Annotated in this window: 8 protein-coding genes; 5 read left to right on the forward strand and 3 right to left on the reverse strand. The window is 61.0% G+C overall.

The annotated features are described in order from the left end of the window. Positions 1-14: 14 nt before the first annotated feature. Entirely contained in the window at positions 15-203 is a 189-nt protein-coding gene (locus ACSQ36_RS03860; protein WP_031362245.1) for a DUF3460 family protein, read from the reverse strand. Positions 204-789: 586 nt separating this feature from the next. Here ACSQ36_RS03860 and ACSQ36_RS03865 point away from each other — a divergent pair. Together ACSQ36_RS03865 and ACSQ36_RS03870 are read left to right on the forward strand one after the other, a co-directional pair. Continuing rightward, a complete protein-coding gene (locus tag ACSQ36_RS03865; protein ID WP_436183081.1) occupies positions 790-2,619 on the forward strand; it encodes an autotransporter assembly complex protein TamA in 1,830 nt (609 codons plus the stop codon). A gap of 37 nt (positions 2,620-2,656) precedes the next feature. After that, positions 2,657-6,715 (forward strand): translocation/assembly module TamB domain-containing protein, encoded by a 4,059-nt coding sequence (locus tag ACSQ36_RS03870; protein WP_436180964.1) that lies wholly within the window; start codon positions 2,657-2,659, stop codon positions 6,713-6,715. A 126-nt stretch (positions 6,716-6,841) separates the two neighbouring features. On the opposite strand, the gene metG is transcribed toward ACSQ36_RS03870, so the two are convergent. Together metG and ACSQ36_RS03880 are read right to left on the reverse strand one after the other, a co-directional pair. Continuing rightward, a complete protein-coding gene (metG, locus tag ACSQ36_RS03875) occupies positions 6,842-8,986 on the reverse strand; it encodes a methionine--tRNA ligase (protein WP_436180965.1) in 2,145 nt (714 codons plus the stop codon). A gap of 1,438 nt (positions 8,987-10,424) precedes the next feature. After that, complete coding sequence (locus ACSQ36_RS03880) at positions 10,425-11,081, reverse strand: OmpA family protein (protein ID WP_213762486.1); 657 nt, start codon at positions 11,079-11,081, stop codon at positions 10,425-10,427. Positions 11,082-11,342: 261 nt separating this feature from the next. Here ACSQ36_RS03880 and apbC point away from each other — a divergent pair, with 261 nt between their 5' ends. From apbC to dcd, 3 genes are all read left to right on the forward strand, one after another. Next, positions 11,343-12,431 carry an iron-sulfur cluster carrier protein ApbC gene (gene apbC / locus ACSQ36_RS03885; protein WP_213762487.1) on the forward strand — a complete coding sequence of 363 codons (1,089 nt, stop codon included), beginning with the start codon at positions 11,343-11,345 and terminating at the stop codon, positions 12,429-12,431. A 222-nt stretch (positions 12,432-12,653) separates the two neighbouring features. Then, positions 12,654-13,127, forward strand: a complete 474-nt coding sequence (locus tag ACSQ36_RS03890) for a superoxide dismutase family protein (RefSeq protein ID WP_255631199.1) — start codon at positions 12,654-12,656, stop codon at positions 13,125-13,127. Positions 13,128-13,360: 233 nt separating this feature from the next. Next, a complete protein-coding gene (gene dcd / locus ACSQ36_RS03895; protein ID WP_089163519.1) occupies positions 13,361-13,930 on the forward strand; it encodes a dCTP deaminase in 570 nt (189 codons plus the stop codon). The last annotated feature ends 88 nt before the right edge of the window (positions 13,931-14,018 follow it).

Below are 14,018 nucleotides of genomic sequence, written 5' to 3' on the forward strand. Positions count from 1 at the left end.
GGCGGCACTCACGTTCAGAAATTCTGGTAATAGACGTAGGGCGTTTGTTCGACCCGCGATGTCTTGATTTCCGAGCTCTCGTCCAGGTCGATAGGCTGCTTGTCCCACAGCAGCGCACGGCCCTGGCGCTGCTCTGCTTCGAGCGACGGTTTCTGCTCTTTCATCTGGTTGATGAACTGGGTGATGTCCGACAGGTACATGATTCGACTTCCGTTGGCTCAGAGCGATTCGAAAACGGGCGCGGCGGGGGGCCAAGCGAGTTGCCACCGTGACTTGCCGCCGTGATTCATCGCAATTTTACCGCAAGCATCGGGGAGCGGAGCGGTTAACCCGCCGGAAGGTCGCCGGAAAGCGGGGACATCGGCCATCAGGTCTACCGGAGCGGCCGGAAAAGTGAACGAGGCGTGAACGAAACGTGAACGAAAAGCGACGGTAAAACGATGTCAATTATTGATGCAGCGCGGAACAAGCGCCGTAGAGAGCCGTCCAAGGCGCACCTCCGGCATTTTTAGGAGCGAGTGAGGCGAAGCGGGCAAAGCCGGGCGACGGTCGGGTTGAACATTGTCCGATCGGCCAACCCGGTGGTTTTTGGGACAGCCGGCCGCGCCAGTGTGGTGAAATAGCGCCTGCTGGATCGACGCTCGGCGCTTGCCAGGCAAATGCGCCGGCAATTCGCCGCGACAGCGTCAGCATCAAGCCGGCACCGAGCGCCGGCCATTCCGTGTCACCCATGCAATCCCATTAATTCAACCCCGGAGGTCACGTTTGGCGGGGCGCCTGTTTGATCCGCTGCGCTTCAAGCGCGGGCAAGCCGATGACCGGCGGCTTCAGCCGCCGGTCATCGCGTCGTCGAAGGCGCCTTCCCGTGCGTGGTGGTGGACATCCGCGCGCCGTGTATTCTGGTCGCTCCACGCGCTGGCGTTGTTTGCGGTGGCCCAACCGGCGCATGCGAAATACGATGTGGATATCGACGCGCCGCGCAGCGTCCGGGCGCTGTTGAAAGACCATCTCGATCTGTCGCGGTTCAAGAAGCGTGACGACATCAGCGACGAACAATTCGACTTCCTGGTCACGGCCACGCCGCAGGAAGTCCGCGATCTCGTCGCGACCGACGGTTATTTCACGCCGATCGTGCGCACCGACGTGAAACATGACGGCAATAAAAAGTCAGTCACCATCAGCGTCGATCCCGGTCCTCAGACCAAGATCGCGTCCGTTTCGCTGACGTTCAAGGGCGCAATCACGACCGAAGACCCGGCGCAAGAAAACACCGCGCGCCTCGCGTTTTCAGTCAAGGAAGGCGATCCGTTCTCCCAAAACGCGTGGGATGACGCGAAGAATGCTGCGCTCAAAGCGCTACAGGCCCGCCGGTATCTCGGCGCGAAAATCTCGCAGTCGAAGGCCCGCGTGAATCCGCGCACGCATATAGCGGATTTGTCGGTGACATTCGATAGCGGCCCGACCTTCACCTTCGGCCAGCTGGACATCAGCGGCGTGCGGCGTTACCCGGAAAAGATCATTCACAATGTGAACCGGATTCATCCAGGCGACACCTACGACGTCGCGCGCGTGAACGAGTTGCAGCGCCAGTTGCAGAACACGCCGTATTACGCGTCGGTTGCTATTGACGCGGACAACGACGTCACCAAGCCGAATGAAACGCCGATGCACCTGAAGGTCAGCGAGTATCCGTACAACAGCGTGCGTTACGGCGTGGGTTATGCGACAGATACGGGTCCGCACATCCAGGGTGCTTACAGTTACCTCGATACCTTCGGCAAGGCTTATCCGTTCACGATATCCGGCCGCCTCGACCAGACTCAGCAATACGGCCAGGTGCAGCTCGCGATGCCGCCGGACGGCCGCACCTGGGTGAACAGCGTGCTGGCTTCGTACACGAACACGAACGTATCCGACACACGCATCTACAGCGCACGCGTGGGCGTGCAGCGCACGCGCTCGCTGCAGAACATAGACACCACGTTTTCGCTGCTCTTCTATGCCGACCGGCTGACACAGAATCTTGGGCCCCCGACCACCAGCCGTGCGCTCGTGCCGTCGTGGCAATGGGTGCGCCGTAATGTCGACGATCCGCTGTTTCCGCGCTCGGGCAACCTGATTCGGGCGGAAGCGGATGTAGCGGTGAAGGGCATCCTCACCGATCAAACCTTCGGCCGCGTTTATACGAACCTGCTGCAATACCTGCCGCTGGGCAAACGCGACCTGTTTGTGTTCCGCGCGGAGTTCGGCGGGGTGTTCACGGCGGGCAGTTCGAGCGGCATTCCCGCGTCGCTGCTGTTCCGGGCGGGCGGTGCGAATTCGGTGCGCGGTTACGGTTATCAGGCTATTGGTAATGACGTCGATGGCTCCGTATTGCCGACCAAGTATCTGATGACCGGCAGCACGGAGTATCAGCACTGGTTTTCGCACGATTGGGGCGGCGCGGTGTTCTTCGATATAGGCACCGCCACCGATACCTGGAAAGAGCGCGTATTCGAGCCGGGCACAGGTGTGGGCGTGCGCTGGCGCAGCCCGGTCGGGCCGGTAAACGTGGATATTGCGTATGGCTTCAAGAACCGGGACATCCGCCCGTACCTGACGCTCGGGATCGCCTTTTGATGAATTTGCCTGGATTATTTCGATTGTTCCTTCAAGCATGAGCGACCAGAACGGCCAATCTCCCGCAGATCAACCGGACCCTTCCGAGGACCGGGGAAACGGCGCGTCTGAAAACGGAACGCGTGATCCAAAGCCACGGCGTGGTGGCTGGCGGCGCCTGGCCAAATGGCTAGGCGGTTTCGTGCTGGTGCTCGTGCTGTGCTTCGCGCTCGGCGTCGCCATGATCCTGTACGCACTTAACAGCGAGCGCGGGACGCGTTACGTGTGGCAGGCGGCGACGTCGCTGCTCGGCGGCCGGCTGAGCGGCACGTTCGACGGCGGCGCAATATCGACGGGCCTGCGTTTGCGCAATGTGCACTGGAAAAGTCTCGACGGCCAAGGAACGGATATTGCCGTGGACAGCGTTTCCGGCAAGTGGGAACTGACCCGCGCGCCGTTGCGTTTCACCATCGATTATTTGCATGTCGGTACGGTCGATGCGCGCATTGCGCCTTCGCCAAAAGACACCAGCAAGACGGAGTTGCCGCAAGATTTGCGTTTGCCGATCCAGCTTGCCGTCAGCGACGTCACGCTCGACAAACTGCGCCTTCATGAAGGCGCGACAACCACCGAATTCTCGCGGCTCGCACTCGACGGACATAGCGACGGCCGTCATCACGAGGCGCGCATCCAGCGTCTAGATACACCGTTCGGCGCGATCACGGCCGCATTGAAACTCGATGGCGGCGCGCGCCCGTTCCCGTTGACTGGCGATGCCGGTTATTCGGGCGAAGTCAGCGGCGAGGCCGTGCAGGTGGCCGCGCATCTGACAGGTTCGCTGGAAAATCTCGCCGCCGATATCAACGCCAGCGGTTTGAAACTCAAGGGCCAGGCGCACGTTGAGGCTGCGCCGTTCGGCGACGTGCCGCTCAAGCGCGCGCTGGTTACCATCGATCACGTCAATCCACAGGCCTTCAGCCCGAGCGCGCCGTTCGCGGACCTCGCGCTGCGGGCAGAACTGACCCCCGATCCGGCTACGCCGAACGCGCTGGTGGTGACCGGGCCGGTATCGATCGTGAACGCGAAGCCGGGTTCGGTCGACAAGCAACTGCTTCCCTTGATCGATGCCCAGGCGAACGTGAAGCTCGATGCGTCGGCGCAAGTTATCTCCGACCTGAACGTGCGGCTGTTGAAGGACGCCACCATCACGGGCGGCGGAACGCTCAAGGGTGGGACAGGGCAGTTCGATCTGAAGGTCGCGAAACTCGACCTGAACGCGATCGAATCGACCATCCGTCCGACGCAGTTTGCCGGGCCGATCGGCATCCATCTCGATGGCGACAAGCAGACCATTACGCTCGATCTCAACGACCCCAAAGCGGCGTTGCACGCGCAGGGCAAGGTCACGCTAGACGCCAAACAAACCGCGTTTGACGACGTGAAACTGAGCGTAGGGAAAGGCCGTATCGAGCTGAGCGGCGCGCTTCAAAAGGACGTGCATTCGAGCTACGACCTGAAGGCGAAGGTCATCGATTTCAATCCGCTGCTGCTGACCGACGAACTGGTCGCGAAGCCTCCGCCGAAGGGATCCAAAGCGAAGCCGGCGGCGAAATCACGGCCCATCGAAGCGCGGGTGAACGGCACGCTTTCCGCGACGGGCGTACTCGCACCAACGCTCACCACCAAGGCGCAGTTCAAGCTCGGCGACAGCGTCTACGATAACCTCCCCCTCACCGGCGCGGGTACGATTCAGGTCGTGGGAACGCGCATCCTGCCGAGCACGGCGACGCTTTCCATTGCGGGCAACAATGTCGATCTCAATGGCAGTTTCGGCGCGCCGGGCGATCGCTTGCGTTTTCGTATCGATGCACCGCAACTCGAGCGGCTGGGCTTCGGACTGGCAGGGCTTGTAAAAGCCGATGGCGATGTCACCGGCTCGTTCGCGCATCCGAATCTGGCGGCCAACTATCAGGCCGACAGCGTGGTGTTCGGTGCAAACCGCGTTGGCCATGCAGAAGGCCGGGCGGAAGCCCGTGACGGCGCGAATGGCGCGCTGGTGTTCACCCTGCAGGCCCGCGATGTCAGCGCGGACGGCGTCGATCTCGCGAGCCTCGACGCGAACCTGAACGGTACGCGCGCGAACCATACGCTCAATGCAACCGCTGTGGGCAAGGTGCGCGGTAACGCGGTCAACCTGACGCTGGCTGCAAGCGGCCGCCTGACCGATGCCCGCGACGGCGCGCATTGGGACGGTACCGTCACGCGCTTGTCGAACAAGGGCACGCCGAACGTGAATCTCGATGCGCCGGTAACCGTGAGCTACGCGCCGAATCACGTGGCGCTGGGGGCGACGCGCTTATCGGCGGAAGGCGCCGTGCTCGACCTGAAATCGTTCGCGCTCGATGGTGGGCGCATCAGTTCGGCCGGCCAGTTGACGAACCTCTCGGTGGCGCGGCTGCTCGAAATCCGTCAGGAACTGGAGGGCGGACCGCCGCCGGCCAAGACCGATCTGGTTTTCGATGGCGACTGGAATTTCGCGCTCGGCGCCACCGCGACGGGCTACGTGCAGCTGAAGCGGCGTTCGGGCGATGTCTCCATCGACGCCGCCCGTGGTGTCGCGGCGCTTGGCATCACGGACATCACCGCTCGCGCGGACTTTACCGGCGGCAATCGGCTCAACGCGACGGTGCACGCGCAGGCCACGCGGATCGGCGTGATCGATGCCAATGTCCACACGAACCTGGTGGCGCGCGACGGCGTGCTCACGGTTGCCGACGAAGCGCCGCTGAGCGGAGCGATCGACGCCAACGTTCCAACGCTGCGCACGACCGGCGGGCTGTTCGGCCCGGCTTATCTGCTCGATGGCCACCTTGGGCTGAAGCTGACTATCGCGGGGATCGTGGCGAAACCGACGGTCTCCGGCATGCTCACCGGTGACGCCTTGTCGGTCACGGTCATCGATCAGGGCGTGCAGTTGAAGGACGGCGTGATCCGGATTGCGTTGTCGGAGAATCTTGTCGATCTGCAGCAGGTCGAGTTTCATGGCGCGAGCGGCACGTTGCGCGCGACCGGCAAGGTGCGGCTGGATCAGCAGCAGCCTGACCTGACGGCCAGCATCATTGCTGACAAACTCGAACTGTTTGCATCGCCGGATCGGCAGTTGCAGTTGTCGGGCAGTGCGTCCGTGGCAAACGCGGGTCTGCAGGGCGGCATGGCGATTGACGGCAAGTTCACCATCGATCACGCGCTCTTCGATTTGCCCGAGCAATCGGCGCCGTCGCTCGGCGACGACGTCGTGATCGTGCGTCCCGACGGGACGGTGAAGGGCGAGGATCAGAAGGTGGTCGCGACGGGCGACAAACCCGTGGGCGCGTTCGCGCCGCGCGCGAATATCGATATCAATCTCGGCCAGAAATTCCGCTTCCGTGGCGCGGGCGCGGACCTTGGTCTCGCCGGCACCGTCACGGCGATGAGCGCGCCGAATATGCCGCTGCGGGCGGTCGGCAATGTGCGCGTCACGCCGGGTTCCACGTATACGGCGTTCGGGCGGAAGCTGGGAATCGAAAACGGCTTTTTCACGTTCAACGGACCGGTCGCGAATCCCGGCATCAATATTCTGGCGATGCGCCGCAATCAGGAAATCGAGGCCGGCGTGCAGGTGACGGGCACAGTGCAGTCGCCGGTTGCCAAGCTGATCTCAGAGCCGAACGTGCCGGATAACGAGAAGTTATCGTGGTTGCTGTTCGGTCATGGCACGGATCAGGGCAACAACATTGGTCAGCAGAGCGCGATGACGAATGCGCTCGCATTGCTGGGAAGTTCGCAGGGCAAGCGGATTGCGCAGACGTTCGGGCTGGATGAGTTTTCTATCGGGACCAGTGAGGTTGGGCTGACCGATCCGCAAGTCGTGATGTTGTCGAAGGCGATCAATGAACGGCTCGTGCTGGGCTATGAGCAGGGTCTGCAGTCGGCAAGCAATGCGATCAAGGCGACGCTGAGCCTCTCGCGGTTCTGGTCGGTATCGGCTTACGGCGGCACGTTCCAGGGCATGGATCTGCTTTACACGCGGCGATTCGATTCGTGGTCGCGAAGGAACGGGCCGACGGACTCGAAGTAGGTTGCGGACCCCGTGAACGTTGTATGAAAGTCAAAAGGCCGTTTCCAACGTGAGTTGGAAACGGCCTTTTGGTTTTGCGTCCGGGCGCGGTGAAAAACCGCGCGACCGGTGCTTTTACTTCACGCTTTACTTCACGCGCATACCCGGCTTCGCGCCGCTGTGCGGTTCGAGGATGTACAAACCCGGTTCGGCTTTTTCGTCGTCGGCGGAAGCGGCCAGCACCATGCCTTCCGACAGCCCGAACTTCATCTTGCGTGGCGCCAGGTTCGCGACCATCACCGTGAACTTTCCGATCAGGTCCTGCGGCTGATACGCCGACTTGATCCCGGAGAACACGTTGCGGGTTTTTTCCTCGCCGATATCCAGCGTCAGCTGCAACAGCTTGTCCGACCCTTCGACCGCCGTGCAATTCACGATCTTCGCAATTCGCAGATCGACCTTGGCGAAGTCATCGATAGAAATTACGCCTTCCGCTTCCGGCTCTTTCACCTTCGCGGCTTTCTTCGACGCAGAAGCAGTAGCCGCTGGAGCCGCAGCAACCGCTTGCCCCGGCGCGACCGATTCCCGGTTTGCCGCGATCAGCGCTTCAACCTGCTTCGGATCGACGCGCGTCATCAAGTGCTTGTACGCGTTGATCGGCCGCAAAGAGCTGAGCGGCGCGGAGACATCTGCCCAGACGAGCGGCGCGATGCCCAGGAACCCTTCCACCGATACCGCCAGCACCGGCAGCACCGGCTTCAACGCCAGCGACAGCAAGCGGAACGCCTCCAGGCTCACGCTGCACGTTTCGTGCAGCGCAGCCGGGTTGGCTTCGTCCTTGGCCTGATCCCAGGGCTTCGCGGTATCGACAAACGCGTTGACGGTATCGGCGAGATCCATGGTCGTGCGCAACGCCCGCCCGTATTCACGCGACTCGTAAAGCGCCGCGATCTGCGGCACGGCGGCGCGCAATTGCAGCAGCAGCGGATGATCCATTGCGCTGTCCAGCACGCGGCCGTCGAAACGCTTAATCAGGAACCCTGCCGCCCGGCTCGCGATATTCACGTATTTGCCGACCAGATCGCTGTTCACGCGCGCGTGAAAATCTTCAAGATTCAGGTCGATGTCTTCCATCGTGTGGTTCAGCTTCGCGGCGAAGTAGTAGCGCAGCCACTCGGGGTTGATGCCCGTATCGATCACGCTTTTCGCCGTGATGAACGTGCCGCGCGACTTGGACATCTTCATGCCGTCGACGGTGAGAAACCCGTGCGCGAACACGTTCGTCGGCGTCCGATGGCCGGAAAACTCCAGCATTGCGGGCCAGAACAGTGTGTGGAAGTACAGGATGTCCTTGCCGATGAAGTGATACTGCTCCGTCTTCGATCCCGGCCGGATCCATTCCTCGAAATCGAGGCCGCGCGCGTCCGCCAGATTCTTGAAGCTGGCGTAATAACCCACGGGCGCGTCCACCCAGACGTAGAAATACTTGCCCGGCGCGCCGGGGATTTCGAAGCCGAAATACGGCGAGTCGCGTGAAATATCCCAGTCGGCGAGTTTGGCGTCGCCCTTGTCGCCGAGCCATTCGCGCATTTTGTTCGTGGCTTCCTGCTGCGCGAGTCCGCCGACCCAGCCGCGCAGGAAATCTTCGCAACGCGGGTCGGAGAGCCGGAAGAAATAGTGCGTCGAGGTCTTGCGCACCGGTGTTGCGCCCGATACCACCGAATACGGGTTGATGAGATCGAGCGGCTGGTACGTGGACCCGCAGACTTCACAGTTGTCGCCGTACTGATCTTTCGCGCCGCATTTCGGGCATTCGCCCTTGACGAAGCGGTCCGGCAGGAACATTTCCTTGACCGGATCGTAGGCTTGCTCAATATCGCGCGCGTCGATCAGACCGGCCGCCTTCAGCGACTCGTAGATGGATTCGCACAGCACGCGGTTTTCTTCGGCATCGGTGGAATAGTAGTTGTCGAACGAGATGCCGAAGCTGTCGAAATCGCGTTTGTGCTCTTTCCCCACGCGCTCGATCAACTGCTTCGGCGTGATGCCTTCCTGCTCGGCGCGCAGCATGATGGGGGTGCCGTGGGTATCGTCGGCGCCGACGTAGTAGACCTCGTGACCGTGCATTCGCAGTGAGCGCACCCAGATATCGGTCTGGATGTATTCGACCATATGGCCGATATGAATCTGGCCGTTCGCGTACGGGAGCGCGGACGTGACGAGAATCCGGCGATGGCCAGGGGTGGCTGACGCCGCTGCGGAGACGGGTGTGGACGAGGTGGGTGCTGACATAAGGCGCTGGCCCTGCGGTTGAAGAATTCAATGATTGCGTGAAAAAGCGAATCACGATTCTAACAGTCAAGGGGCTTTCGTTCGCACTCGGGGACGGGGTGGGCGTGCGGGGTGTTCGGGTTGGTGGTGGGGGCCAGGTTCTGGGGTTAGCGGTTCTGGGTCAATGCCGGGGTGGTGGTTTTGGGGTTAGTGGTCAGGGGTCAGTGCCGGGTTGGTGCTTTTGGCCGTAGTGGTCTGCGAGAGTCGGATTTTCTCTTTATCACTATTAGCCACTGTGCGTGGCGGCACGTCATTTCTTTGTCCAAAGCGACAAAGAAACGAAGCAAAGAAAACGCTTTCAACCACGCTACCCTAAGTGTCCACAGCGTGCAGTTTCTATTCATAGGTGCCCCAAAAGTACGGTGCTCGCCAGAGCCACGGATGTTTGAACCCCTCCTTCTCCGAACACCGATACCCACACGCTTCGCCACCAGTGATTGAACCTGCCCAAGGGACACCCCGCGCTATCCGCGGACGACCACCCTCCAAATGTGTACGCGCCTCGAACCACGTCGCCAACCCTGCTGAAAACGAGGTCGCGAAGATGTGTAAGGCCGTACCCACGCAAATAACTGTGGGGGCCACGCGGGTAACTCACCAAAACTGGAGCAGCAACACGCGTGGTGCCGCGAACTACCGACATAACGGTCAGACCACGTAGCTGACACGCGGAAGAGTGCGGCAGCCAGAACGCGTGATGCCGTGCGGATTCCTTGGCAATGGTGCTTGCCCGAGAGCGTACGGGGCGAAGCGTGTTCGTGTCAGGATTCGCGAGAAGGAGGGTTTCAAACATCCGTGGCTCTGGCGAGCACCGTGCTTTTGGGGCACCTATGAATGAAAACTGCACGCTGTGGACACTTAGGGTAGCGTGTTTGAAAGCGCTTTCTTTGCTTCGTTTCTTTGTCGCTTTGGACAAAGAAATGACGTGCCGCCACGCACAGTGGCTAACAGTGATAAAGAGAAAATCCGACTCACGCAGACCACCACGGCCGAAAGCACCGCCCCAGCATTGACCCCAACCGCCAACCCCGGAATCTAGCAACCCCCAACCCCAGGACCCTAGCAATCCGGCACTAAAATCCCAGACAAAACCTTAAAACGACCAAAGGCCCTGACGCACCCTGCGCCCCAAAAAAAATTCCAGACGAAAAATTCCAGACGAAAAAAAACCGGGGCGATCAACGGCCCCGGAGCAACAACGACAAGAGGAGAATGGCACGTGGCGGCAAAGCCAGCCACCTACCGTTAAGACAGACACGGACAGCAAGGGCAAAGTTTCAAATATTTTCGTGTTCGCAGCGGGTTTACTATTTCGCCGCGAAACGAATTGAATCTCCGAGCTTGAAATTGAATCTCCGACCCTGGCTACAGCGCCATTCCCCCTCATAAATCAAACGTCTTACTGAACCTGACCCGGCTGCGCGGTCGCGCGCAAATAGATTTCCACGCGACGATTCTGCGCACGGCCCAATTCAGTGCTGTTGTCAGCAATAGGTTGCGTCTGGCCCATGCCCTGCGCCGACAGACGCTGCGGTGCCACGCCGTGGCTAGCCAGATACGAAGCCACGCTTTGTGCACGATTTTGCGACAGCGTCTGGTTGTAAGCCGGCTGGCCGGTGCTGTCCGTATGCCCAACCACTTGCGCAATCAACTCAGGATGCTGCGTGAGCGTTTGCGTGACCTGGTCGAGCACCGGCGCGAAACCTGGCTTGATGGCGTAGCTGTTGGTATCGAACGAAATCGAGTTCGGAATGTTGACCTTCAGCGATCCGTCCGGCTGTTCCGTCACCTGCGTGCCCGTGCCCTTCGTTGCGCCGGTCAGCTTGCCCTTGATGGCCTGCCAGTTGTAACCGGTGATGCCGCCCGCCGCCGCGCCTACGCCCGCGCCGATGGCCGCACCCTTGCCGCCGCCGAAGATCGCGCCAAGCGCCGCGCCCGACGCCGCGCCAATGCCCGTGCCAACGGCGGCGTTATTGCCTTGCTGGGTGGCGCAACCGGCGACAAGCGCGCCCGCAACGGCGATTACACACAAGCGGGTCATCATTTTCGAGTTCATTTGTTCATTCTCCAGGATACCAATTCAGACAAAGCCGACACCGACAGCCCGAAGGGTCTTCCGGCGCGTCGTTACGGCTGCCACTACAATACGGCCAAGGATTCAAGCGATTATAACGATGCGTCCCCGAATCATGGCAGCGTCGGATAGTGCATCGCCCAGTGCTGCGACGCAACGTGGTGCAACAATTCCTTTCAATTTCATACTTTGCGCGCGGAACATTCGATCCGCTAAAGCAAAAAGCGTTCCCCTGGAGTTTCGATGAGTCTTGATCGCGCCCAGATCGATACCGCGCTCAGCGGTTTGATCGATCCGAATACCAGCCGCACTTTCGCGGACACGAAAAGCATCCGCAGCGTGGCCGTAGACGGGGCAAACGTCACCGTGAACATCGTGCTGGGTTATCCGGCGAAAAGCCAGTTCGACATCATCCGTGCGCTCGTGGCGGACGCCATCGCCAGCGTGCCGGGCGTGGCCGGCGTACAGGTCACGGTGGCTTCGCAAGTGGTCGCGCACGCGGTCCAGCGCGGCGTCAAGCTGCTGCCGAACGTGAAGAACATCATTGCGGTCGCGTCCGGCAAGGGCGGGGTCGGCAAGAGCACGACCGCCGTGAACCTGGCGCTCGCGCTGGCCGCGGAAGGCGCATCGGTAGGCATGCTGGACGCCGATATCTACGGCCCGTCGCTGCCCATGATGCTCGGCATCAGCGGCCGTCCGGAATCGCCCGACAACACGTCGATGAACCCGATGATCGGCCACGGCATCCAGGCCAACTCGATCGGTTTCCTGATCGAACAGGACAACCCCATGGTATGGCGCGGCCCGATGGTCACGTCCGCACTCGAACAACTGCTGCGCCAGACCAACTGGAAGGACCTCGATTACCTGGTCGTCGACATGCCGCCCGGCACCGGCGACATCCAGCTCACGCTCTCGCAGAAAGTGCCTGTCACGGGCGCGGTGATTGTCACCACGCCGCAGGACATCGCGTTGCTCGACGCCAAGAAGGGTTTGAAGATGTTCGAGAAAGTGGGCATCCCGATCCTGGGGATCGTGGAGAACATGAGCACGCATATCTGCTCGAATTGCGGCCACGAAGAACATATTTTCGGGGCGGGCGGGGGCGAGCGGATGTCGAAGGAATATGGCGTGCCGGTGCTCGGTCACTTGCCGCTCGATATCGCGATCCGCGAGAAAACCGATGCGGGCCAGCCGACGGTGATCTCGGAACCTGACAGCAAGATTGCTGACGCTTACCGGGCAATCGCGCGCAAGGTGGCCATTTCGATTGCCGAACGCCAGCGCGACATGACGTCGATGTTCCCCAGCATCGTAGTGCAAAACACTTAGAGCGCAGCGGGGCACGGGCGATTTTAGCGGCGCGTGTCGCGGTATCATGTCGCCTTGATTGGCGCAGCCGGGTGAACACACGGGGTGGTCGCGGGTCGCCATGAGGATCGCATGAAACAAAGATTCGACGGGCCTGAATCGCGCAGACTGCCTGCCGCGAGACACCCGGTCCCGAGCGTGATACTGAGTTTGAGCACGACTGTCAGCGTGTTGGCCAGTGTCATGCTGCTCGGCGGCTGTGGCCTTCTGTTCCAGAACCACGAAAAACGTGCCGACGCCACGTTGCAGCCTACCGGCGGCAATGCGGCGACCGGCACGGTCACGTTCATCGAACGCTCAGACGGCGTCCAGGTGTCTTACAACCTGTCGGGAATGCCACCCAACAGCGAGCACGCGCTGCAGATTCATGAGCGTGGGGACTGCATCATTCCAGCCTCGTCCGACGTCGGCCCCGTATTCGCGCCCGCGTCCGAGCGTAGTGACTCCGGCTCCAAGGTGGAAGGCGACCTGGCCAGCATTCGCGCCGACGCAAACGGTACGGCGACGGGGTTCATCGTCGCGCCGGACGTGTCGCTCGACGGCGTGCGGTCGGTGTTGTCGCGCGCCATCGTGCTTCATCGCGACGCAGCAGACACCTACGCCATCGTGCCGCACGGCGCCGGTCCCGCTCTCGCGTGCGGCGTAATTCGACAATGATCCGGCAGTGATCTTCCAATGAAATCAGGCTGTTGGGGCGCGTGACCCGGCCGGTTGGCATAGCCGCCTCGTGCAGCCGGCCGCGCGGCCGGTGCATCAAGTAAAATACGCGCTTCTCGTCTGGTCTGGCTGGCTTCGGCGTGCTTCTGCATTCATCCCGAGTCTCCGGCCACGCCCTGTTTCAAGCCCGGCGGCCCTCTCCAAGCCGCCTCTTTCGTTGGGTAGCGTTCCCTATGAGCATCAAGTCCGACAAGTGGATCCGGCGCATGGCCGAAGCGCACAACATGATCGAGCCGTTCGTGCGCGACCAGGTGCGAGTGTCTGAAGATGGCCGCAAGATCGTGAGCTATGGCACGTCCAGCTACGGTTATGACATTCGTGTGGCAGACGAATTCAAGATCTTCACCAACATCAATTCGACGATTGTCGACCCTAAGAATTTCGACGAGAAATCGTTCGTCGACTTCAAGGGCGACGTCTGCATCATCCCGCCGAACTCCTTCGCGCTTGCGCGGACGGTCGAATATTTCCGGATTCCGCGCTCGTGCCTGACGGTTTGCCTCGGCAAATCCACGTACGCGCGCTGCGGGATCATTGTGAACGTGACGCCGTTCGAGCCGGAATGGGAAGGATATGTGACGCTCGAATTCTCGAATACGACACCTTTGCCTGCCAAAATCTACGCGAACGAAGGCGTGGCGCAGGTTCTCTTCTTTGAAAGCGATGAGATCTGCGAGACCTCATACGCCGATCGTGGGGGCAAGTATCAAGGGCAAATCGGCGTAACGCTGCCGAAAACCTGACGTTTCTTGATCGTTCGAAACGTCATTGCAACGCTTTTTGAAAGACCGCTGGAATCGAGCACGCACAACTCGGCCAGCGGTCGTTCCA

This window comes from Caballeronia sp. LjRoot34, from assembly GCF_964253815.1.
In the GTDB taxonomy this organism is placed as follows: Bacteria; Pseudomonadota; Gammaproteobacteria; order Burkholderiales; family Burkholderiaceae; genus Caballeronia.